Genomic DNA, 23,856 nt, shown 5'->3' with positions numbered 1-23,856 from the left:
CGGTCACGTATGGTTGATCCTTCCACCACCTGCACCCGCCTGCCGCCGAGGTCTCGATGCTGAGAAGCCCGACGCTGCCGGGGGCCGAGCCCGTCACCGAGGACGCCCCGCGGCAGAATCTCGGTGCGCTCCTGCAGCAGGTGCACCTGCACGGCCCGCTGTCCCGCGCCGCGCTCGCCGAGCGGATGAACCTCAACCGCAGCACGATCATGGCGCTGACCACGAAACTCGGTGCCGCCGGGCTGGTCCGCGAGCAGCAGCCGATCGGCGCTGGCCGCTCCGGCCGCCCGTCCCTGGTCGTCACCCCCGCCGCCGCACGCGTCTACGTGCTCGCCTTCGACGTCGCCGTCGACCGCCTGGTCGCCGCCCGGGTCAGCCTGGGCGGCCGGATCGAGGAGCGCCGCGTCGCCGCCCGCTCCCGCTCCGGCCCGGACCTGGCCGCCGTCGTCGACGTGCTCGCCCGGTTCGGCCGCGAGCTGCACGACACCGCCCCGCCCGGCGCGGTCTGCGTGGGCGTCGGCGCGTCGTACTGCGGCATGATCCGCCCCGGGGACGGCATGGTCCGCTACGGGCCCTACCTGGGCTGGGTCGACCAAGCCTTCGGCACCGAACTCGGCGAGCGGCTCGGCCTCGGGCTGCCCGTCGCCGTCGGCAACGAGGCCCACCTCGGCGCGCTGGCCGAGCACCGGCGCGGCGCGGGCGTGGCCGTCGACAACCTCATCTACCTGCACGGCGATGTCGGCGTGGGCGGCGGCATCATCGTCGGCGGCGAGGTGCTCGACGGCGAGGCCGGCTACGGCTGCGAGCTGGGGCACATGCTGGTCAACCCGCACGGCGGCCGCCCCTGCTCGTGCGGGGCGCGCGGCTGCCTGGAGGCCGAGGTGGGCGAGCGCGCCCTGCTCGACGAGGCCGGGCGGCCCGCCGACCTGATCGGGCGGGACGCGGTGCGCGAGGTCGTCCAGGCCGCCGGGCGCGGCGAGCCCGCCGCACGGCACGCGGTGGCCGTCGTCGGCGACTGGCTCGGCATCGGCGTGGCCAACCTGATCAACCTGTTCAACCCGGGCATGCTCGTCTTCGGCGGCATGATGCGCGACGTGTACCTGGGCGCGCAGGCACAGGTCGGCGACCGGATCGCCGCGCACGTGCTGCCCGTGTCCCGGGAGCGGGTCCGGCTGGCGGTCGCCGCGCTCGGCGACGACACCACCCTGCTCGGCGCGGCCGAACTCGCCTTCGCCGACCTTTTCGCCAACCCCCTCGCCGTGATGGCCCGCGCCGGCGCGTGACGGCCGGCGCAGTTTCCCCGAAACTGCAGTTCCGGTGCCCGGTCGGCGTGCAGTTTCCCCGAAACTGCGGCGCCGGTCAGCCCGCGGCGCGGTATGCCCGGCCGGCGGCGGTGGGGGTGGTGCCCTTGTAGAGGGCGGTGCCCTGGTGGCCCTCGGTGGGCCAGGGCAGGGCGAACCAGGCGTAGCGCTCCACGTAGGACAGGCCCTCCATCATCTTCGTGGAGCCGGTGACGAAGGCGGCCTGCTGCGCGTCGCTCGGATACACCGCGCCGCCGCTGCCCCACTTGATCAGGGCGTACTCGGTGACCCAGATCGGCATGCGGTAACGCTGGTAGACGGCCTGGAGGTAGTTCTTCAGGTGCCCGACGGCGGCACTGGAGAAGTCAGAGCCGTACCAGTGCAGCGTGATGAAGTCGACCCGGTAGCCGCGGGACTTCGCGCCGCTGAGGAACCGGTCCAGCCAGCCGCCCGCCCGGTCCGCGCCGACCGCCACCGCCGGGCTGCCCAGCCGCATGCCGGTGGCCTGGAGCCGGGGCCACAGCTCCAGCGCCCGCTCCACGCTCATGTTCGCCTGGCTGCCGAAGTCGGGCTCGTTGAAGCCGAGCAGGACGTCGCCGTTCCGCTTCGCGCGGGCCAGCTCGGCGTCGGTCACCGACTTCTCGCCCCAGATCATCGGCACGAACGCCGCGCTGCTGCCCGCGCCGCTGGTCGGGCCCGCCGACCAGTTGTAGTACCAGCTCGCGCGGACGTCCTTGAGCGCGGTCGCGAGGCCGCTCGCGGGCCAGACGGTCGCGCCCTTCTTCGACGACGACTTCGCGGGGGCACCGACGGGCGCCTTGGTGGCGCTCGGCTTCACCGAGGGCGCGGCGCTCGCGGACGGGCTCGCGGTGGACGTGGCCGACGCCGAGGCCTGCGGCGTCCCCGGCACGGCTCCACTCTCGGTGACCGCGACCGGCTCCCCGGCGGCGGCCGGGCTGGGCGCGTCGTCCAGCAGCCGGACAGCGGCGTAGGAGCCTCCGATCAGGACCGCGACGGCCAGCGGGATCGCCAGCCACCACAGCCTGCGCCGGTCGCGCCTGACGTGCCTGCCCGGATGCCGCTGCGAGGTCTCCTCCACGAGCGCACACCCTAGCGGCCTGGCGTGAACGCGCTCTCTGCGTCCTGACTTCCGGACACCCACCGGCCGGAGCGCCTGGTTCCTGCTGCCTGCGCCGGTGCCGCCGGGCACACCCTCCGGGCCGTCCTAGGTAGCTGGGGCGGAGGTTGATCGCTGTCTCGTGTCGGAACGTCAGGTTTAACGCCACTTTTTGACACGAGACGCCGATCAAGCACCCCGGCCCCCGCCATGCGGCACCGGCTCGGTCGGGGATGATCGCCAGCTCGTGGCGGAAGGTGAGGTCTGGCCCCACCTTTTGACACCAACGCCGTTGACTTAAGGATTTGAGCGGGCTGTCAAGCCTTCTTCGAAGATGGTGACGGTGGCGTGGAAGGTGTAGGTCTGGGTCTGCTGCGGGTGTTTGCCGGCGTTGGGGCCGTATTTGCTGGTCGGGTTCTTGCGGCTGCGGGCTTTGGCGCGTTGGCGTCGTCGGGCGGGTAGCAGGTTGTCCTGCACGGCCTGTCCGATGGCGCCGACCAGTACGGCGTGGCCGGGTGGTGGTATGACGGCTTCGGCGGTGACGACCTGGTCGCGTGCGGTTTCGAGGGCGACGGTGAAGCTGGCCCGGTGGTAGTCGACGTCTGGCAGGGCGTCGACCGCGTCGACGGTGATCCGGATGATCGTCTGGTAGACGGTCAGCAGGGCCCAGAGTTCCTGGTCGATGTCGGCGGGGTGGTGGGAGCGCAGGACCCGCTCGTCCAGGATCGTGGACTTGATCGACAGGTAGGTCGTCTCGACCTGCCAGCGCTGGTGGTAGAGCTGCACGAGGTCGGCCGCGGGGTAGCGGGTGTGGTCGAGCAGGCTGGTGATCAGCCGCCACTGCTCCGTGCGCACGACGCCGTCGGCGTGGGTGATCTCGACCCAGGTCTCGATGACGCGGACCTTCAGCCGGCCGTGGCCGAGAACGGACAGGTAGGAGCCGTCGGATAGCCGGGTCAGGATCAGCGGGACGCGGCCGGCACCGGAGCGGCACAGATACTGCACGCGGGTGGCCGCGATGTCGGCCAGTAGCTTCCAGCTGTCGTAGTAGGCGTCGGCCAGCAGCAGCATCCCGGCGTCGAGTTTGTCCAGCAGCCGGCGGGCGTAGACATGCTCACCGGCGCTTTCGGGCCCGAACGCCGCCCCGAGCAGGGCGCGGGTGCCGCACTCGACCAGCACGACCAGCCGCAGGTACGGGTAGCTGAACGTCATCGCCGGACCCTGGCGTTTGGGGTAGCGCGTCCTGGTGCCGGGCCGGTCGGGCACGTGCAGGGTGGTGGCGTCCACGGCGACGGTGCGAAACCCGCGCCAGAACGCCGGCCCCGTCGTGGGCCAGGCCACCGGGCCGCAGACCGCCTCGAACAGCGCGCGCAGCGGTTTGGGGCCGACGCGGCGGCGGGCGCGGGTCAGCGCCGACGCGCTCGGGCAGGCCACCGCGAGCCCGCGCAGACCGGCGACCAGTTTCGCCCACACCTGCCGGTAGGCGCACGGCTCGAACAGCGCCAGCGCCAGCACGAAGAAGATCAGCACCCGGGTCGGCAACAGCCTGACCCGCCGCTGCGTGGTGCCGGTCTCGGCTGCCACGGCATCGACCAGGTCGAAGTCGAGAACCTGGGTCAGCTCGCCCAGATGGCCCGGCGCGAACGCCCCGGCCGCTACCGTGATCGTGCGCGTGATGGCAGACTGCTGCTGCAACGGGACTCCTCGGGTCAATTCTTGGTCGAACTGATATTGAGGAGTCCCGTTCCATATCGCCAGCCGAGACGGCCTTGACGCGGCGATCAAATCCTTAAGTCAACGGCGTTGCTTTTGACACGAGACCGCGATCATCCCCGACCCCGCGGGCTCACGCCGCGACGGGGCTCTCCCAGTCGATGCGGTAGTCGAACTGCCAGGCCATCTTCTCCGGCTTGGCCAGCAGTTTCATCGCCGTGGGGAGGATCAGGTCGCGCAGCACGCGCGCCACCGGACCGGCGGCCTTGTCGCTGTTGGTACGCGCCGCCGACGCGATGATGCGCTCCACCCGCTCCCGGCGCAGCCGCTCGTACGCTGGGAACGCCTGCTCGGCGGGCAGGTCGCGCAGGCAGCGGGCGAGCTGCACGGCGCTCTCGGCGGCCAGCGACGCGCCCTGCCCCGACGACGGGGAGGTGGCGTGCGCGGCGTCGCCGACCAGCACCATCCGGCCCCGGTGCCAGGTCGGCACGCGCGGGATGTCCTCCATGCCGCCGATCGACACGAACTCGGCCGGGTCCGATCGGCGCAGGATGTCCAGCACCGGCATGCGGTCGTCCGCGAACGCCGCTCGCAGCACCCGCAGCCACTCGTCCGGGCTGGTGCGGTTCGCCTCCGACCAGGACATCGGTGTCGGGTGCGGCAGGTTCGCGAACCAGCCGCAGCGCCCGTCGGGGAAGACCTGGTAGCCGAAGAACGCCCGCTTGCCGAACATCATGTACATCGCGTCGCCGGTCGAGGCCAGGCCGGTGTGGTCCGACCAGCCGCCGAAGCCGAGCAGGCCGGTGTAGCGCGGCTGCGGCGCGGCCGGGTCGATGATCGCGCGCACCGTCGACCGGATGCCGTCCGCACCGATCAGCACGTCGGCCTCGGCTGCCGTGCCGTCGGCGAAGTGCGCGCGGACACCCGTCGGCGCGCCCTGCGGACCGAGATGCTCGGCCGACACCAGGCGCTTGCCGTGCGCTACCGCGATGCCGCGCCCGGCCGCCTCGGCGTAGAGCGTCCGGTAGAGGTCCGGCCGCATCACGAAACGCTGCGGCTCCATGCCGCTCGGGCCGCCGAACGAGGCCAGCCGCTTGCCGGTCCAGCTGTGGATCACGATGCTGTCCATCGGCAGCCCGACGGCGCGCACCGCGTCGTCGGCGCCGATCACCGACAGCGCCCGCAGCCCGTTGGGCGCGATGCTGAGGCCACCCCCGACACCGTCGGCGGTGCTGTCGTACGCCTCGTACACCCGCGCCTCGATGCCCGCCTGCCGCAGGGCCATCGCGGCGACCGGGCCGGCGATGCCGCCGCCCACGACCAGGGCGGTCTTGACCTTCGTCATTGTCTTCTCCCAGGGATGAGCGCACCGGTCACGTGACCGGTGCGGGTACGGACTCGCGTCCGGACCGCCCAGGGGAAACCCGGCTATCCTTGCGGTTGCCACCTCTCGTGGCCGGGTCCCTGGTGGTTCGGTGCGAGGGTCGAAGGTCTCCGGTGCGGTGTTGGCGCACCGCGCCGGAGGCCGATCTCGGGGCTACTCCTGCGGGAGCCCCCTCTCCATCAGCTCCGCCAGCTCGGGCGGGATGTATCCGGTGTCGTGGAAGACCTGCCAGTCGGCCAGCCCGGGGAAGGTGCCGCCGGTCAGCTCGGCGAGCAGCCCGCGCACGAACCCCACCTCCGCCTCGGCGACGGCCAGCTCGTACTCGTCCTCGACCAGGAACAGCCGGGGCACCTCGCGGGACGCCTCGGCCAGCCGGCCGCGCCGGTCGGCCAGCTCCCGCTCCAACACGGACAGCCGCTGGGCGAGCAGGTCGGCGGCCTCGCCCGGCGACAGCACCGCCAGCACCGACAGCCCGGCGACGAACCGGGACTGCTCCGGCTCCGGCGTGGAGATCAGCTCGCGTACCCAGTCCACCAGCTCGGCCCGGCCCGGCCCGGTGATCGCGTAGACGGTCCGCTCCGGGCGGCCGCCCTGGCGCACCGTGTCGGTCGCCTCGATCAGGCCGTGCTTCTCCAGGTTCTGCACGACCGTGTAGAGCGAACCCCACTTGATCTTCATGTTGCGGTCCTTGCCGTATTCGCGCAGGACCGAGGCCATCTGGTACGGGTGCATCGGCTGCTGGGCGAGCGCGGACAGCACGGCCAGCGCCATCAGGTTGTTCACGGCGCGCCGCTTCGCCATCGCCCGCTCCCTCCGACAGCTTAGTCAGACTTGACTACTCGCTGCCGAGTATACGCATCCGAACGCTCCGCATGCCACCGCGGCTCACCTCAGGGCAGAAGTGCGGACTCCCACAGCGCGCGGTGTTCGTCGAGATAGGCGGCCGTGTCGCGCCAGTAGGGGCCGTCCTCGGTGAAGATGCGGGCCCAGGGTTGACGGCTCTCCCTGGCCCCGGTCTCCAGCAGGTCGTACATCGCGCGGGCGCGGCGGCCGAGGGTGGCGGCCAGGGCCGGGCCGTGCGCGGGGTCGAGACCGTAGCCGCCGGTGAAGGCGCGCAGGCGGGCGGCCGCGTCGGCCGGGTCACGCTCGGGCCGCATGCCGGCCATGCTCTGCGCCGCGTACGCCAGGTCCCAGGTGCGGGAGGCGGGCGACGCCCCGTCCCAGTCGATCAGCACCCAGCCGCGCGCGGTCCGCAGCAGGTTCCACGGCGCCACGTCGTTGTGGCAGACCAGGTCCGTGCCCTCAGCCGGGATCGGGTTCTCCCACCGGGCCCCGGGCGGCGGGACGAACGACACCGCCGCGTCGTGCAGATCGCGCAGCAGCCGCCCGATCTCCGCCAGCTCGGCGGGAGTGAACGTGCCCGTGTGGTCGCACGGTTCGCCGGGCACGTACTCCAGCACCTGGCGACCCTGCTCGTCGCGCCCCAGCGGGCGCGGCGCGCCGGTGAACCCGGCTTCGTGCAGATGGGTCAGGAACGCGTCCACGCCCTCGGTCCACGGACCGGCAGGACGGCGCACCGTGTCGCCGACTCGAACCACGCCGGTCGTCACGTTGCCGACCAGCGGCTCCTCGCTCAGCATCCCTGTAGGTTAGGGTGCGCCGCCGCCTGAGCCCGACCCGTTTCGGCCGGCGCTCAGGCGCAAGCCGCGTTCAGGCGCCGCGGAGCTGGCGGATCACCTGTGCTGGTGGGACCTGCTTGAACGCAGGCGGGTTCTGGCTCACGTCCATCTCGTACGCGGAGCCGTATGCCGCCGTGAGCGCGTTGCTGCGCACGGGCTTGCCGCCGGGCAGGCTGACCGTGAAGCTCCAGGCCTTGCCGTCGACCAAGGTATCGAAGGCGATGGTCCATTCTACGTAGGACTTCTTCGTGATCCCCAGGACACTGAGCGGGACCGTCTCCTCCGGCGCCACCTGGATGACCTTGGAACCGAAGTAGGGGCCGCCGAAGGTCAACATTCGGCCGTCGACCGTCAGCGCCGCGGGCTCCCGGGCGTCCAGGTCGAAGCCGATCTCGATGACGTCCAGCGCACCCTCGGTGTCCTTGAGCACGATGCTGCCCGCCCGAGCCGCGTCGCGCCTGGACACCACGGGGCGCATCCCGGTGATGACGACCGGCTTCGATCCACAACCGGTGACCGCGAGCTGCAGCGGCGTGCCCACAGTGATCTGGGATCGCACCGCGTCGTAGGGGGCGAGGACGCGCTCCGTCGCCTCGTCGGCGTTGAGTTCGGCCAGCACCTTGTCCGGGAGCTTCTCCACGGTGGCCCACCAGCCGACGGGCTTGAACGCGTACGCGAGGTTCACGCTGACGGCGGGACCACCCGGCACGCATCCCGTCCCGGCGGGGACCTCATCGGTGAGGACCGCCTCCTCGGCCTGCCAGATCGCGTCGACGATCTTCTCTCCCAGCGGCGAGACCACCGCGCCGACGATCAGCAGCGCGACCGCGCCGGCGGCCGCAAGGAGCTTCGTACGGAGGTTCCCGTCGGTTGCGGCAGTTCGGCGTCTCGGCACGCCAGGCACTATACACAACGGACAGTCGGGCGCCTGCCGCCGCAAACAGACCAGTCGCGCCGACACAGGGCAAGACGCGCATCATGGGCGAGGGGTGTCGCCGTACCAATGCGCGGCGGTGCCGTGGCGCAGGGCGGCGCGCTCGTCCGGCGTACACCCGGCGAAGATCTGGTCGTAGGCGTCGTAGAGGTGGGGCGAAGCCGCCGCGCAGGCGCTCGATGGGCAGGTCCGAGCCGAGCATGCAGCGCTGCGGCCCGAACGTGTCCACCGTCGACAGCAGCCACGGCCGGACCCGCTCCACGGTCCAGTCACCGAAGACGGTGCCGACGGCACCGGCCTGGGCGGATACGCGAATCCACTCCAGGAATTCGACATGGCACGTGCAATTTCTGCGTGATGCGTTGACAACAATCGTTTCATGGGTGCAAATTTGTGACTGCTTCGAAACATCGGTGCTTTCCGAAGTCCCGCCCGCTCCGCCTCCCCGCCCGGGGCCCGCTCACCCGAGCCAGGGGGTTTCCGCCGTCCGTCCCCGACGAGGAGACTCTCCATGCCCCTCGCGTCACCGTCCCTGCACCCGCCCCTGACCAGGCTGCTGCGCCTGCTGGTGATCGCCGTGCTGGTCGCGGCCGGTATCGTCGCCGTGCCGCAGCGTGCCGACGCCGCGCCGTTCTCGGTGCTGGTCTTCTCCAAGACCGCCGGGTTCCGGCACGACTCGATTCCGGCCGGCATCACAGCGATCCGCAACCTCGGCACGGCCAACGGGTTCACCGTCGACGCCACCGAGGACGCGACCGCCTTCAGCGACACCAACCTGGCCAAGTACGCCGCGGTGGTGTTCCTGTCCACCACCGGCGACGTGCTCGACGCCAATCAGCAGGCCGCGTTCGAGCGCTACATCCGGGCCGGCGGCGGCTTCGCGGGCGTGCACGCCGCGTCCGACACCGAGTACGGCTGGGCCTGGTACGGCAGCCTGGTCGGGGCGTACTTCTCCAGCCACCCGGCCGAGCAGACGGCCACGGTGAAGGTGGAGGACCCGGCGCACCCGTCCACGGCGCACCTGAGCCCGACCTGGTCACGGTTCGACGAGTGGTACTCGTTCCAGAGCAGTCCTCGGACGAATGCACACGTGCTGGCGAGCGTGGACGAGCGCAGCTACGCCCCGGGCGGCTCGGCGATGGGCGCCGACCACCCGGTCGCCTGGTGCAAGCCGTACGACGGCGGCCGCTCCTGGTACACCGCGCTCGGGCACACCGTCGCGTCCTACAGCGACACCGCGTTCCTGAACCACCTGCTCGGCGGCATCCGCACGGCGGCGGGCCAGGCGGCGGGCGACTGCACGGCGACCCGGCCGCAGAGCTTCCAGAAAGGTGACGCTGGACAGCAACACCAACAACCCGATGGAGCTGGACGTGGCCCCCGACGGCCGCGTCTTTTATATCGAGCGCGACGGCCGCGTCCAGGTGGTCAGGCCGAGCACCGGCACCACGGTGACCGCGGCGACCTTGCCGGTGTTCACCGGCAACGAGGACGGCCTGCTCGGCATGCGCCTGGACCCGGCGTTCGCGAGCAACGGCTTCATCTACCTGTACTACTCCCCCACCACGGGCGCGGCCCGCAACCAACTGTCCCGGTTCACCGTCACCGGTGACACGATCAGCCTGGCCACCGAGAAGGTGCTGCTCCAGGTGGCCACGCAGCGCAACACGTGCTGCCACGCGGGCGGCTCGATGACCTTCGACGCGGCCGGCAACCTCTACCTGGCCACCGGCGACAACACCAACCCGTTCGAGTCCAGCGGGTTCGCGCCGCTGGACGAGCGGGCGGGCCGGTCGGACTTCGACTCGCAGAAGAGTTCCGCGAACACCAACGACCTGCGGGGCAAGGTGCTGCGGATCAGGCCGCAGGCCGACGGGACGTACACCATCCCGGCGGGCAACCTGTTCGCGCCGGGCACCGCGCTGACCCGGCCCGAGATCTACGCGATGGGCTTCCGCAACCCGTTCCGGATCGGCACCGACCCGGCGACGAACACGCTGTACGTCGCCGACTACGGCCCCGACGCGGGCACCACCGACCCGAACCGCGGCCCCGAGGGCACCGTGGAGTGGAACATCGTCGGGCAGGCGGGCAACTACGGCTGGCCGTACTGCATCGGCGCGAACTACGCCTACAACGACTACACGTTCCCGTCCGGGCCGAGCGGCGCGAAGTACAACTGCGCGGCGCCGGTGAACAACTCGCCGAACAACACCGGCCTGACCAGCCTGCCCCCGGCGCAGGCGGCCACGGTGGACTACGACTACGGCGGCAACCCGCTGTTCCCGGAGATCGGCGGGGGTGGCGCACCGATGGCCGGGCCGGTATACCGCTACAGCGCCGCGTCCACGTCCGATCGCAAGTGGCCAGCGTACTACGACGGCAAGGCGATCTTCGGCGAGTGGAACCAGAACAAGCTCTACACGATGCAGGTGACCGCGAACGGCAAATCGCTGGTGGACGTCAACCAGCTGCTGTCGTCGATGACGTTCCTGCGGCCGATGGACATGGAGTTCGGCCCGGACGGCGCGCTCTACCTCATCGAGTGGGGCACCGGCTTCGGCGGCAACAACGCCGACTCCGGCGTCTACCGCATCGACTACGTGGCCGGCGACCAGAACCCGATCGCGGTCGCCTCGGGCACCCCGACCTCGGGCGGCGTGCCGCTGACGGTGCAGTTCTCCAGCGCGGGCTCGCGGGACCCGGCCGGGCAGCCGATCACGTACGCGTGGACGTTCGGCGACGGCGGCACCTCGACCGCGGCCAACCCGTCGCACACCTACAACGCGGCGGGCAGCTACAACGCCCAGCTCACGGTGCGCGATCCCGGCGGGCGCACGGCCGTGGCCAACGTGCCGATCACCGTGGGCAACACCGCGCCGACGGTGACGCTGAGCGCGCCCGCCGACGGCGGCTTCTTCGCCTGGGGCGACCAGGTCCGGTTCACCGTGACCGTGACCGACCCGGAGGACGGCGCGATCAACTGCTCGCGGGTGACGCTGCAGTACTACCTGGGCCACGACGCGCACGCGCACCCGCTGCAGTCGTACAGCGGCTGCAGCGGCGTGGTGCAGACCTCGATGGGCACCGGCCACGGTGACGACGCGGACATCTTCGGCGTGCTGGAGGCGAGCTACACCGACCTCGGCGGCAGCGGCGGCGCGGGCGCGCAGACCGGGCGGGCCACCATCAAGCTGCAGCCCAAGCACAAGCAGGCCGAGTTCTTCAACAGCACCGGCCGGGCGCCCGGCGCGATCGGCGGCGGCGACCCGGGCGTACAGCGCGAGGCCACCTCCGACACCGCGGGCGGCTTCCAGAACATCGGCTTCATCGAGGACGGCGACTACTGGGCGTACACCTCGGTGAACCTGCGCAACATCACCGCGGCCCGGTTCCGGGTGGCCTCACCCGGGGACGGCGGCCGGATCGAGGTCCGCACCGGCGCGCCCGACGGCGCCCTGCTCGGCACCGCGACCTTCGGCGGCACAGGCGGCTGGCAGACGTATACCGACGTCACCGCCAACCTGTCCGCGAGCACCACCACCGCCCCGCTCTACCTCGTCGCGAAGAACCCTGCCGGCAACACCGGCCAGGGCTCGATCTTCAACGTGAACTGGGTCGACTTCCTCGGCCAGGGCGTGTCCGACGGCTCGCAGCTGACGGTCACCCCGGGCAGCCTGGCCTTCGGCTCGGCGAACACGGGCACCACCACGGCCGCGCAGACGGTCACCGTGAGCAACCCGGGCACGGCGGCGGCGAGCATCAGCTCGATCGGCGTCAGCGGCCAGTACACGCAGACGAACAACTGCGGCACCTCGCTGGCCGCCGGGGCGTCCTGCACGGTCGGCGTGCGGTTCGCGCCGACCTCGGCCGGGGCGCAGAACGGCACCCTGTCGGTGGCCAACTCGACCACCGCGCAGCCGCTCACCGTGTCGCTGACCGGCACCGGCACGGACGGCAGCACCAACCTCGCCATCGGCGCGGCGATGTCGGCGAGCAGCAGCAACGGCGGCTTCCCGGCGTCGGCCGCCAACGACGGCAACACCGGCAGCTACTGGGAGTCCGACAACAACGCGTTCCCGCAGTGGCTGCAGGCCGACCTGGGCAGCGCCAAGCAGGTCAGCTCGGTGACGCTGAAGCTGCCGCCGTCGGCGGCGTGGGGTGCGCGCACCCAGACGCTGAGCATCACCGGCAGCACCGACGGCAGCAACTTCAGCACGCTGAAGGCGTCGGCGGGCTACCTGTTCGACCCGGCGACCGGCAACACCGCCACCGCGACGTTCACCGCCGCGTCGGTGCGCCACCTGCGGGTCACCATCACCGCCAACACGGGCTGGCCCGCCGGGCAGGTGTCCGAGCTGCAGATCTTCGGCGGCGGCAACCCACCGGGCTCGGCCACGCTGGCCGCGAACCCCACGTCGCTCGCCTTCGGCAACCAGAATGTGGGTACGGCCGGCGGCGGCCGGACGGTCACCGTAACCAACACGGGCACCGCCGCGGCGAGCATCTCCTCGATCACCGCAGCGAGCCAGTTCGGGCAGACGAACAACTGCGGCGCGTCCCTGGCGGCGGGGGCGAGCTGCACGATCACGGTCACCTTCACGCCCACCTCGGCGGGCGCGAAGTCCGGCAACCTCACGGTGAACAGCAACGCCACCAACCCGTCGCTGGCGGTCGGGCTGACCGGCACCGGCACCACGGCCACGCCGACCAACCTGGCGCTGAGCCGGCCCGTCACGGCGAGCCAGGTGCAGAACTACGTGCCCGGCAACGCGGTGGACGGTGACGCCGACTCGTACTGGGAGAGCGCCAACAACGCGTTCCCGCAGGCGATCACGGTGGACCTGGGCAGCACCGCGGCCCTCACCTCGATCGTGCTGAAACTGCCCTCGGCGTGGGGCGCCCGCACCCAGACGCTGTCCGTGCTGAGCAGCACCGACGGATCGAACTTCAGCACGGTCGTCGCCTCGACCGCCTACCAGTTCAACCCCCCGGCCAACACCGTGACGATCACCCTGCCGTCGAACACGTCGGCCCGGTACGTCCGCCTCAACATCACCGCCAACACGGGCTGGCCCGCCGGCCAGCTCTCCGACTTCCAGGTCCTCGGCACCCGCTGACCCGGAAGCCGCGCGGCCGAGGCCCGGCCCCGGCCGCGCGTCAGTTTCGGGGAAACTGCACGAATCCAGCCCCGGAGACCTGCAGTTTCCCCGAAACCGCCCACCCGCCGCGAGATGCGGCGACGCGAGGGCGGGTGGGTGCGCCAGGAGGCCGGGCAGGTGTGCCGGGAACGTCCGGATACCTGCCCGGTCGGCCTATGCCCGGGGCGCGGCGCCGGGACGTAGGAAGAAGGTCACCGAACCGGGAGGCCGCCGCCGTGGAACCGTTCACCCTCGTGCTCAGCGCCATCGCCGGGCCTGCGATACAGGCGCTGTTCACCGGTGCCGTGCCCGACGCCAAGGACTGGTCCGGAGTGGTCGCGACGGTGCTGCAGGCGCTGATGTCGGAGCGGCCCACCACCGAGCGCACGCTGGAGCGCATCGAGCAGTCGATCGCGGACAACCGGGCAGCCGTCTCCGGGGAGCTGCTGCGCGCGGGCCTGGACTTCCTCGCGGAGGCGCGTGCCGACTGGTGCCCGCCCGAGCACCGGGACCGGCTGCTGCACGAGGCGCTCAACCGGTTCCGGGACGCCTCCTCGCGCGCCGTCGACCCCCGCTCGGAGGTGCTGGCGCACTGGCACATCGCGCTGGTGTGGATGCTGAACCGGTCCGTGCCCGGGGCGCTGTCCGCCTTGGACCGGGCCCGGGGCGCCGCGCTGCGGGCCGCGCTGACCGCGCGCGACGACTGGACGCATCCGGGCGAGGAGCGCTTCGCCGAGGCGGAGCGGCAGACCCTCACCGGCACCGAGCAGGCGTGGCAGCGGCTGATCGGGGTGGGCCTGACCGAGCGCCGCCGCGACGCGCACCGGCGGCTGCGCAAGCAGCTGGGCGAGAAGCTCACCGACGCGCTGGAGCTGACCGCGACGGTGCAGGCCACGTACGCCGCGATCGGGCGGCCCGCCGCCGAGTGCGCGGCCCCGGCCCTGCTCACGCCGCTCCCGTCCGCCGGCGACTTCACCGAGTTCCCCGAGATCGTGGTGCCGCTGGCCCCCGCCGTGGCGCATGTCGTGTTCGGGTATGCGCTGACCGTGCACGAGGCTCGGGTCGCGGATCTCAGCTCACTGTCCCCTGCACGGTGGCGCGTCGACGCCGACGTGACCATCGGCGGCCCGGCGGGCGGCGGCGAGCCCGTCCAGGTCGGGATCACCCGGCTGGGCGCCGCCGCCGCAGCGCGGCCCCGGCTCGCGCTCGCGTACCAGCGGGCCACCATCCAGGAGCTGGTCGCGCTGCCCGAGCCGCGGCTGCTCGCCGGAGGAGCGGTGTCGCCGGGCAACGGCATGGTGCGCCCGCCGGACGGGGCACGCAGCCGGGGCTGGCTGCGCCTGGAGAACGCGCAGCAGCCCGACGCGCTCACCTTCCGGCTCTGGCCGTCGGGTCGCCGGACCCCGCACGACCAGGGCCTGCTCGCGGTGTACCGGCTGGGCTGACGGTCAGGGCGCCTCGACGGCGTCCTGACCGGACGACGCGTCCACCAGTTGCAGCAGCTCACCGGCCCGGGGGTCGCGGGCGTGCAGCACGTGGCCCACCGGCGACGCCGGACCGCCCAGCTCCACCACGGAGGCTCCGCCGCCGCGCACGACCCGCAGCAGGCCCGGCGACGCGGTGAGGTCGATGCGCGACACCACGCCGGGCGTCACCCACACCGGAACACCCGCGAGCAGGCCGGACAGCTGCAGGTGGAAGTGGCCGCACAGGATCATGCGGACGTCGGTGCCGCGCACCGCGGCGGCGAGCGCGGCGGCGTCGCGCAGGTTGACCCGGTCCATGACCAGCGAGGTCGGCACCGTCAGCGGCGGGTGGTGCAGGATCACCACCGAACCGGCCGGGGCGGGCGTGGCCAGCACCTCCCGCAGCCAGGACAGCTGCGCGCCGCCCAGCTCGCCGTACACCGCGCCCGGCACCAGGCTGTCCAGGGTGATCACGCGCAGGCCGCCGAGCTCGCTGACGGCGGCGCGTTCCGTGCCCGGCATCCGCGTGCCGAGGTCGGTGCCGTCGGCCGCGACGTGTCCCGAGCCGAAGACCTCGGTGAACGCGTCGCGGGTGTCGTGGTTGCCGGTGCAGTAGTAGTGCGGGATGCCGCGCTCGGCGCAGAAGCGGCCGACCTGTTCGCGTACCCCCGCGCAGCCCTCGGCCGAGCCGTCGTCGGCGAGGTCGCCGCTCACCACGACCAGGTCCAGCCCGGACAGCGAACGCAGGTCGTGCAGGATCCCGGCGAGCGCGGCGGCCGCGTCGACGACGGGGTGGCGCAGATGGGTGTCGGACAGGTGCAGGATGCGGTGGACGGTCATGGGCGCGCCTCCTCAGCTCGGGGGCACCCAGGCGGCCGACGCCCCGACCGATCACTCCCCGGTGGTGTCCCACCCGCGCCAGTCGTGTGCGCCCAACCTAACGCGTCGCGCGGCGTCACGCAGCATCACTTTCTCGACGGATCGGCTGATTCCCATGCGGTGGGCATGGCGCAGGATGATGCGGTGCGGATGACGTGGCGTACGGCGTGCGGCTGGCTTTCGGGGCTGGTCGCGGCGGTGGTGTGGGCGGTGGCCTCGGCGCGGTACATGCCGATCGTGCAGCCGACCGGGTCCTGGCTCGGCGACGACGGGGTGACCTACCCCCAGCTCGCATCGAACAACACCTACTGGCCCCGCGACGTGCGCCACCTGGCCGTCCTGCTGGCCCTGGCCGGGGTGCTGCTCATCGCCGGGCTGGGACGGCGCGCGCTGGTCACGGGTTCGGTCGCGGCGGGCGGGTGGCTCGCCGCCGACCTGCTGGTGGACCGGCTCGACCTGTCCGGCACGGTGACCGTGGTCCTGCTGGCCGCCGCCGCGACGGTCTACTTCGGCGCCACCTCGCTGACCGCGAAGCGGCTGTCCGGCGGTCAGGACGGCGGTCCGCTGGTCCGGCACGTGGCCGCCGGGACCGCCGCCATGCTGGCCCTGGCGTCGCTGCTGCCGGTCACGCCGTGGATCGAGCACCTCAGCGACGCCCAGCTCCGCATCGAGATCGAGCTGATGGCGCTCAAGCTGGGGTTCGCCACGCTGTTCGCGGTGGCGGCGGCCGGGCTGCTGCCCCGGCCCGTGCGCAACGTCAGGCTGACGCTGGGCGTCACCGCCGTCGCGGTGGCCGCCGCGCTCGCCTGGATCTGCCTCACCGGCTCCGCGATGGGGCCGGACTTCACGCAGATCATGCCGGTCGCGTTCGTGGCGGTGGTGGTCGCCGCCGCGGCGCCCCGGATCAACGGGACGGCGCCGCTGCTGGGCTTGATCTTCCTCGGCGTGTTCGGCGCCTTCGCCTCGCTCGCGGTGCTGTACCTCGCCGGCATGCTGCTCGGCGGCGCGCTGACCGGCCTGGCCGGCAACCCGCCCGTCAACGGCGCCGACTCCGACCTCGCGACGCCCCTCGCCGCGGTGGTCATCGGCATCGGGATGTCACTGGCGTCATACCTGGTCACGTCGGCGCCCACGACGGCGGAGGCGATGGGATCGGAAACAGCCGGGCCGGCGGAGCCGGCCGGGCCCGCAACACCGGCCGAACCCGCGGCCGGGGCGTGACACCGGCCGGTGACACGCCATGGCGAGACGGTCACCGGAGGCACCGCTGCCCGCTACGCTCGGCGCACCGACTCGGCGAGGAGATCTAAGTGATCCGCTGGACGTATGCCTTCATCGACCGGCCCGCTGACCTGTTCACCGAGGCCGCGTCGTTCTGGGCCAGGGCCACCGGCACCCACCTCACCGCCCGGCGCGGCGCGGACGCGGAGTTCGCGACGCTGCTGCCGATCGGCGCGGACCCGTGCCTGAAGGTGCAGGCCGTGGGCGACGGGGGCGGCGTGCACCTGGACCTCGCCGTCGAGGACCCCGTCGCGCTGACCCGGCGGGCGCACGAGCTGGGCGCGGAGACCGCCGCCGCCACCGGCACGTACACCGTGCTGCGCTCGCCCGGCGGCATGGTCTTCTGCGCGGTGCCGTGGCACGACGAGTTCCGCCGCCCGATCGCGCAGGCCGCCCCGGACGGTGCGCTGAGCCGCCTGGACCAGGTGTGCATCGACGCCGGGCCGGCCGCGTACGACGCCGAGGTGGCCTTCTGGGGCGAGCTGACCGGCTGGGGCGCCTATCCGGGTTCGCGGCCGGAGTTCCACGTCGTCGAGCAGCCCGCGGAGCTGCCCGTGCGGATCCTGCTGCAGCGGCTGCGCGAGGAGCGGCCCACCTCGGCCCACCTGGATCTGGCCTGCTCGGAGATCGAGGGGGTGCGGTCCTGGCATGAGAAGCTCGGCGCGACGTACGTCGCCGACGGCGCGCGGTGGGTGGTGATGCGGGACCCGGCCGGCGGTGTCTACTGCCTCACGGCCCGTGATCCGCAGACCGGCGGCCTGCCCGGACGTTGATCGAAGTCTGGGACACGCGAGCGTGGCACCCGGCCGCATGCGGTATCTTTAGCGGTTCGAGCACAAAAAGAACGGCACGCTGAAAGCGGCCGTTCGGGCTTCGATTATAGACACTAGGGAGCCGGGTTTGTCAAGCGCCGCCACCGACGACCGCCACGACGAGATCGACCGCGAGCAGCAGTACGTGTCCGTCCTCTACGACCGGCTCGACGACCTGCGCGAACGCGCCGCGCAGCGGCTGTCCGAGGCGCTGCTGCAGACCGGCGGCACGCCGCAGGAGCGGTCGCAGCGCGACTCGACCATCGGCCTCTACACCGACCGGGTCGCCTCGCTCGGCGCGGTGGAGAACGGCCTGTGCTTCGGCCGGCTCGACCTGGATGACGGCGGCAACCGGTACATCGGCCGCATCGGCATCTTCGCCGACACCGAGGACGCCGAGCCGCTGCTGGTGGACTGGCGCGCGCCTGCCTCCCGGGCGTTCTACCTGGCCACGGCGGCGTCACCGCAGGGCGTACGCCGCCGCCGGCACATCCGCAGCACCGGCCGCACCGTGACCGCCCTGGACGACGAGGTGCTCGACCTCGCCGCCGCGGCCGCCACGCCGCCCCACCACGAGGGCCTGACCAGCGAGGCGGCCCTGTTCGCGGCGATGGACGCCGGGCGCACGGGCAGGATGCGCGACATCGTGCAGACCATCCAGGCCGAGCAGGACCGGATCATCCGCGCCGACCTGGGCGGGGTGCTGGTGGTGCAGGGCGGCCCCGGCACCGGCAAGACCGCGGTGGCGCTGCACCGCGCGGCGTACCTGCTGTACACGTACCGCCAGGAGCTGTCCACCCGGGCGGTGCTGGTGGTCGGGCCCAACGAGACGTTCCTCAAGTACATCTCGCAGGTGCTGCCCTCGCTGGCGGAGACCGGCGTGGTGCTGCGCACCGTCGGCGGCCTGTTCCCCGGCGTCACCGCGACCGGCGCCGAGCCGGACGCCACCGCCGTGGTCAAGGGCCGCGCGTCGATGGTGGACGTGCTGGCGGCGGCGGTGCGCGACCGGCAGCGGGTGCCGGACACCGCGCTGGAGGTGGACTTCGACGGTGAGCCGCTGCGGCTGGAGCGGGCCGTCTGCGAGGACGCGCGGGCCGAGGCCCGGCGCAGCGGCAAGCCGCATAACCTGGCCCGCGAGCTGTTCGACGTCGAGGTCATCCACGCCCTGTCGGTGCAGGTGGCCGAGCGCATCGGCACCGACCCGTACGCCGACGATCCGCTCGGCGGCGACGACGCCCCCGGCGACCCGCAGCTGCTCGACGAGGCCGACCTGGCCGAGGTGCGCCGTGAGCTGTCCACCGACCCGAACGTGCAGACCGCGCTGGACTGGCTGTGGCCGGTGCTCACCCCGCAGCGGCTGCTGTCCGACCTGTACGCGAGCGACGAGCGCCTGGCCTCGGCGGCATCCGGCCTGACCGAGGCCGAGCGGGCCCTGCTGCGCCGGGAGCGCGGCGCGGCCTGGACCCCCGCCGACGCGCCGCTGCTCGACGAGGCCGCCGAGCTGCTCGGCGAGGACGACCGGGACGCGGAGCTGATGGCGGAACGGCGGCGCCGGCAGCGGCTGGCGTACGCCGAGGGCGCGCTGGAGATCCTGCACGGCTCCCGCTCCATCGACCTGGAAGACGAGATCGACCCGGAGATCCTGTCCGCATCGGACGTGCTGGGCGCGCTGGAGCTGGGCGAGCGGCACGAGGAGACGGCGCGGCTGACCGCCGCCGAGCGGGCCGCCGCCGACCGGCGCTGGGCGTTCGGCCACGTGATCGTCGACGAGGCGCAGGAGCTGTCGCCGATGGCCTGGCGGCTGCTGATGCGCCGCTGCCCGAGCCGGTCGATGACGGTCGTCGGCGACGTCGCGCAGACCGGCGACCCGGCGGGCACGTCCTCCTGGGACGCGGTGCTGGATCCGTACGTGGCCCGGCGCTGGAAGCTGACCGAGCTGACCGTCAACTACCGCACCCCGGCCGAGATCATGGACCTGGCCGGGCAGGTGCTCAAGAGCATCGACCCGGAGCTGCAGCCGCCCCGCTCGGTGCGGCACACCGGGCACGCCCCGGCGCTGTCCGAGGTGGACCGGGCCGAGCTGGCCGAGCGCCTGGCCGAGGTGGTGCGCCGGGAGGCCGCCGCGCTGGGCGACGGCACGCTGGGCGTGCTGGTGCCCACCGGGCGGGTCGCGGAGCTGGGCGCGGTGGTCGCGGCGGCGGTGCCGCAGGGCGGGGACGGGCAGGCGGAGCTGACGGAGGCGGTGACGGTGCTGTCCGTACGCGAGGCCAAGGGCCTGGAGTTCGACTCGGTGGTCATCGCCGACCCGGGCGGCATCGTCGCCGAGTCGCCGCGCGGCCACAGCGACCTGTACGTGGCGCTCACCCGGCCCACCCAGCGCCTGACCGTGCTGCACCACGGCGACCTCGCCCACTGGTGAGCCCGCGGCCCGACCCTTCCGGCGCGCTGGAACATCCGCCTGCCTGCCGGGTCGGGCCGTGGCGGCGGCACCGCCAGGTGGCGGATGTACACGGTTGTCGCTCTCTGCCACGCTCCCCTCAGCCCGCGGCGGGAGCCGCGGCCGGATCAGGAGGTCACCGTGTCGGAGTCGCCGTCCCTCGCCGCCAAGGTCGTCCGCGTGCTCGGCATCGTCGCGCACGTGGTGCTGCTGCCGTACTACCTGGCCAGCGGCCTGGTCGCGCCGTTGTGGGCGGTGATCGTGCTGGTGGCGGTGTGGGCGGCGCTGCTGGTCGTCGCACTGCGGCTGTGGAGGACGCGCCCGTTCCTGGTGCCGCTGGTCCCCGTCGCCGCCGTGGCGATCTGGTTCGCCGCCATCACCGCGGGTGAGACCTGGCTCGGCTGGACCGCCTGACCCCCGATGTTGGGAAGGGCACCTTCTTATACGGAAAACGATAAGAAGGTGCCCTTCCTTTCCTAGGGACGGCATGGCGACAGAGGGGAGCCTGAGCGGGCCGGCCTTTGCCAACCTGAGGGCGACGTGACGCCGCGGCCTAGCCCGGGGCCTCGGGCGGGCGTCGGGGAAGGAGTCGGCGATGAGTCCCACCAGAGCCGGACCCGCGGGGGTACGCATCCTCGGGCCCATCGAGGTGGCCGGGGCCGACGGCCCGGCGGCGCTGTCCGGCGCCCGCCAGCGGGCGCTGCTCGCGGTGCTGGCGATGAACGCCGGCACGGTGGTGCACCAGCCGCGGCTCATCGACGCGCTGTGGGGCTGGGATCCGCCGCGCACCGCGGTGAAGACGCTGCACAGCCACATCGCGCGGGTCCGCCAGGCGCTGGAGGCGTGCGGGCTGCCCGACACCCTGCACACCCGGCATGCCGGGTACGTGCTGGACATCCCGGCACAGTCGGTGGACGCGTTCCTGTTCGAGTCCAAAGTGGCCGCAGCTCGCCGCCATCTCGGCGCCAGCGCCCCTGAGCAGGCCGCCCGCGAGCTGCGCGAGGGCCTGGCCCTGTGGCGCGGCGACGCGCTCGTCGACGGCGAGCCCACCGGCTGGGCCGCGGCCGAGGCGGCACGGCTCAACGAGGTGCGCCTGTGCGCGGTCGAGGAGCTGTGGGACGCCGAGCTGCGGCTGGGCCGCCATCGCGCCGCCGTAGGCGAGCTGGAACGGCTGCTGGTGACCCAGCCGCACCGGGAACGCCTGGTCAGCCTGTCGATGCTGGCCCTCTACCGGTGCGGCCGGGCCGCCGACGCGCTGGAGGCGTACCGGCGGCTGCGCGCGTTCCTGGCCGAGGAGCTGGGCACCGACCCCGGGCCGGAGTTGCAGCGCCTGCACACCGCGATCCTGCGCGAGGACCCGGCACTGGACCACACCGGACCCGCCCCCGAACCTGGCGTGACGGAGCCGTCCGGCGGGTCCGGCGAGCCCGTGCCCGCGGAGCTGCCCAGCCCGGCCGGGCACTTCACCGGCCGCGACGCGGCACTGTCCGCGCTGGACGAGGTGCTGGCGCGGCGCGGCCCGCAGCCGCGGATCGCGTTCGTGGCCGGGCCCGCGGGCATGGGCAAGACCGCGCTGGCCCTGCAGTGGGCGCACACCGCGCTCGCGCACTTCCCGGACGGGCAGCTCTTCCTCGACCTGGCCGGGCACGACCCGGCCGCCGCACTCGGCCCGGCCGAGGCGCTGGCCCAGGTGCTGAGCAGCCTCGGTGTGCCCGCCGGGCGGGTGCCCGCCGAGCTGCCCGCCCGCGCCGCGCTCTACCGCACGCTGCTGCGCGAGCGCCGGGTGCTGGTGCTGCTGGACAACGCGGGCGGGGCCGACCAGCTGCTGCCGCTGGTGCCGCCGAGCCCCTCGAGCCTGCTGCTGGTCACCAGCCGCAACCAGCCCACCGGGCTGAGCACGCACCACGCCGTGCACGCGGTCGGCCTGGACGCCCTCGACCGGCACGAGGCGGTCGCGCTGCTCGCCGAGGTCCTCGGGCGCGACCGGGTGGAGCGCGAACCGGCGGGTGCGGCCCGGCTCGCCGCGCTGTGCGGCGGTATGCCGCTGGCGTTGCGTATCGCCGCGGCCAAGCTCACCGCCCGCCCCGGGCGCACCCTGACCGAGCTGGCCGACGAGCTGGCCGACGACGACCGGCTGGACGGGCTGTCGGTGCCCGGCGACAGCCGCAGCGTGCGTACGGTGTTCGCGTCGGCGTACCGGTCGCTGCCCGGCCCGGCGGCGCGGTTGTTCCGGCTGCTCGGCCTGCATCCGGGGCCCACCTTCACCGCGCACCTGGCGGCCGCCGTCACCGGCACGGCCCCCGCGGCGGCGCGGCGGGTGCTCGACGAGCTGGTCGCCGCGCACCTGGTCGCCGAGGCCGGGCCGGACCGGTTCCGCTGCCACGACCTGCTGCGCCTGTACGCCCGCGAGCGCGCCCTGGGCGAGGAGCCGGTCCCGGCCCGCGACGAGGCGCTGGCCCGGATCGTCGACTGGCACACGGCCGTCGCGGACGCGGCCAACCGGCTGGTCGACCCGGGCCGGGACCGGGTCACCCCGGTGCTGGCCCATCCCCCGGCACAGCTGCCGTTCCCCGCCGATCATCACGCCGCGCTGGACTACCTCGACCAGGAGCGGGTCGGCATGCTCGCCGTGGTGCGCCACGCCGCCGAGCACGGCCACGACACCGCCGCCTGGCAGCTGACGTACCTGCTGACCGGGTTCTTCGACTCGCGCGGGCACTGGGAGGAGCGGGTCGACCTGTGCCGGTGGGGTGTCGCCGCGGCGGCCCGCACCGGCGACCCGGCCGCCGAGGGCCTGATGCGCAGCGGGCTCGGCGTCGCCCTCATCATGACGCGGCGCTTCGACGAGGCGCTGGACGTGCTGCGCTCCTCCCTGGCGCTGATGCGCCGCTGCGGCGACGTACGGGGCGAGGGCCACGCGCACAACAACATCGCGGTGGCCGGCGCGGGGCTGCGCCGCTACGAGGACGCGGTGCAGGCCTACCAGCAGGCGCTGACCCTGCACACCTCGATCGGCAACGGCCTCGGGGTGGCGCTGTCGCTCAACAACATCGGCGACGTGTACGTCCGGATGGGACTGCCCGAGCTGGGCGCCGAGTACCTGACCCGCGCGCTGGCGGCGGCGCGGGAACTGCCCAACGCCCGGCTGGAGGCGGCCGCGCTGAGCGGCCTCGGGCAGGCGCACCTGGCCCTGGCGGACTTCGCCGCCGCGCTGGAGCACCTCGGGCAGGCGCTGGCCGTACGCCGGCACAGCGGCGACCGCCGCCACGAGGCCGCCACCCGCAACACCATCGGCGTGGCGCACCTGCGCAGCGGGGACCGGGCCGCCGCGCTCGCCCAGTTCGGGCAGGCGCTGGCGCTGAGCCGGGAGCTGGCCGACCGGCACCTGGAGGCCACCGCGCTGGCCAACATCGGCCGCACCCACCTGCGCCACGACGACACCGTCGCGGCGGGCGGCTACCTGCGGCTGGCGCAGGCGGTGCGCAACCGCGCGCCGGACCCGTACGAGGCCGCCGAACTGGCCCGCGACCTGGGCGACCTGGCGCACCGCACCGGCGACGACGACGCCGCCCGGGAGCAGTGGCAGCTCGCCGTGGACCTGTTCCGCAAGGCCGACGCCACCGACGAGGCCGACCGCCTCGCCGCGACGTTCGCTTGAACACACCGAGGCCCCGCCCGAGCGGCCGGCTCGGGCGGGGCCTCGTATCCCGAG

At 73.2% G+C, this 23,856-nt stretch carries 15 protein-coding genes, 1 pseudogene and 1 riboswitch; of the genes and pseudogenes, 9 read left to right on the top strand and 7 right to left on the bottom strand.

Annotation, left to right across the window (positions count from 1 at the left end; translation table 11 throughout):
• The first annotated feature begins 56 nt into the window (after positions 1-56).
• Positions 57-1,283: an ROK family transcriptional regulator gene (locus CS0771_RS20545; RefSeq protein WP_212842493.1), complete on the top strand. Its 1,227-nt coding sequence runs from the start codon at positions 57-59 to the stop codon at positions 1,281-1,283.
• 76 nt (positions 1,284-1,359) lie between these two features.
• Here the strand turns inward: CS0771_RS20545 and CS0771_RS20540 are convergent, their stop codons facing one another.
• The 6 genes from CS0771_RS20540 to CS0771_RS20515 form a co-directional block, all read right to left on the bottom strand.
• Positions 1,360-2,400, bottom strand: coding sequence for a glycoside hydrolase family protein (locus CS0771_RS20540; protein ID WP_244870914.1), 1,041 nt, complete (start codon positions 2,398-2,400; stop codon positions 1,360-1,362).
• A gap of 315 nt (positions 2,401-2,715) precedes the next feature.
• Positions 2,716-4,113: an IS4 family transposase gene (locus CS0771_RS20535; protein WP_212839295.1), complete on the bottom strand. Its 1,398-nt coding sequence runs from the start codon at positions 4,111-4,113 to the stop codon at positions 2,716-2,718.
• Between the two features lie 151 nt (positions 4,114-4,264).
• Positions 4,265-5,476, bottom strand: a complete 1,212-nt coding sequence (locus CS0771_RS20530) for an FAD-dependent monooxygenase (RefSeq protein WP_212842491.1) — start codon at positions 5,474-5,476, stop codon at positions 4,265-4,267.
• A 192-nt stretch (positions 5,477-5,668) separates the two neighbouring features.
• The gene (locus tag CS0771_RS20525) at positions 5,669-6,316 is read right to left on the bottom strand and encodes a PadR family transcriptional regulator (RefSeq protein ID WP_212842490.1); all 648 of its coding nucleotides are present in this window, start codon (positions 6,314-6,316) and stop codon (positions 5,669-5,671) included.
• An 89-nt stretch (positions 6,317-6,405) separates the two neighbouring features.
• The gene (locus CS0771_RS20520; protein WP_212842489.1) at positions 6,406-7,155 is read right to left on the bottom strand and encodes a phosphotransferase; all 750 of its coding nucleotides are present in this window, start codon (positions 7,153-7,155) and stop codon (positions 6,406-6,408) included.
• A gap of 70 nt (positions 7,156-7,225) precedes the next feature.
• Complete coding sequence (locus CS0771_RS20515) at positions 7,226-8,155, bottom strand: hypothetical protein (RefSeq protein WP_212842488.1); 930 nt, start codon at positions 8,153-8,155, stop codon at positions 7,226-7,228.
• Positions 8,156-8,639: 484 nt separating this feature from the next.
• Between CS0771_RS20515 and CS0771_RS38860 the strand changes: the two are divergent.
• From CS0771_RS38860 to CS0771_RS20505, 3 genes and pseudogenes are all read left to right on the top strand, one after another.
• Positions 8,640-9,338 (top strand): annotated as a pseudogene (locus CS0771_RS38860) (ThuA domain-containing protein); the annotation flags it as partial.
• Between the two features lie 121 nt (positions 9,339-9,459).
• A complete protein-coding gene (locus tag CS0771_RS20510; protein WP_212842487.1) occupies positions 9,460-13,248 on the top strand; it encodes a discoidin domain-containing protein in 3,789 nt (1,262 codons plus the stop codon).
• 257 nt (positions 13,249-13,505) lie between these two features.
• Positions 13,506-14,714 (top strand): hypothetical protein, encoded by a 1,209-nt coding sequence (locus CS0771_RS20505; RefSeq protein ID WP_212842486.1) that lies wholly within the window; start codon positions 13,506-13,508, stop codon positions 14,712-14,714.
• 3 nt (positions 14,715-14,717) lie between these two features.
• On the opposite strand, the gene CS0771_RS20500 is transcribed toward CS0771_RS20505, so the two are convergent.
• Positions 14,718-15,575, bottom strand: coding sequence for a metallophosphoesterase (locus CS0771_RS20500; RefSeq protein ID WP_212842485.1), 858 nt, complete (start codon positions 15,573-15,575; stop codon positions 14,718-14,720).
• Between the two features lie 18 nt (positions 15,576-15,593).
• Positions 15,594-15,671, bottom strand: a riboswitch (ZMP/ZTP riboswitch).
• Positions 15,672-15,740: 69 nt separating this feature from the next.
• On the opposite strand from CS0771_RS20500, the gene CS0771_RS20495 reads away from it, so the two are divergent.
• The 5 genes from CS0771_RS20495 to CS0771_RS20475 all read left to right on the top strand — a co-directional run bounded on the left by CS0771_RS20495 (position 15,741) and on the right by CS0771_RS20475 (position 23,802).
• Positions 15,741-16,835: a hypothetical protein gene (locus CS0771_RS20495; protein WP_212842484.1), complete on the top strand. Its 1,095-nt coding sequence runs from the start codon at positions 15,741-15,743 to the stop codon at positions 16,833-16,835.
• Positions 16,836-16,924: 89 nt separating this feature from the next.
• Positions 16,925-17,668 carry a VOC family protein gene (locus CS0771_RS20490; RefSeq protein WP_244870913.1) on the top strand — a complete coding sequence of 248 codons (744 nt, stop codon included), beginning with the start codon at positions 16,925-16,927 and terminating at the stop codon, positions 17,666-17,668.
• Positions 17,669-17,795: 127 nt separating this feature from the next.
• Complete coding sequence (locus tag CS0771_RS20485) at positions 17,796-20,126, top strand: AAA family ATPase (protein WP_212842483.1); 2,331 nt, start codon at positions 17,796-17,798, stop codon at positions 20,124-20,126.
• Positions 20,127-20,285: 159 nt separating this feature from the next.
• The gene (locus CS0771_RS20480; protein WP_212842482.1) at positions 20,286-20,558 is read left to right on the top strand and encodes a hypothetical protein; all 273 of its coding nucleotides are present in this window, start codon (positions 20,286-20,288) and stop codon (positions 20,556-20,558) included.
• A 181-nt stretch (positions 20,559-20,739) separates the two neighbouring features.
• Entirely contained in the window at positions 20,740-23,802 is a 3,063-nt protein-coding gene (locus CS0771_RS20475) for a BTAD domain-containing putative transcriptional regulator (RefSeq protein ID WP_212842481.1), read from the top strand.
• Positions 23,803-23,856 lie beyond the last annotated feature (54 nt).

Origin of the sequence: Catellatospora sp. IY07-71 (assembly GCF_018326265.1) — a bacterium.
In the GTDB taxonomy this organism is placed as follows: domain Bacteria; phylum Actinomycetota; class Actinomycetes; order Mycobacteriales; family Micromonosporaceae; genus Catellatospora.
The sequence above is the reverse complement of the archived record's forward strand: the minus strand, read 5'-3'. Positions and strand labels throughout refer to the sequence as shown.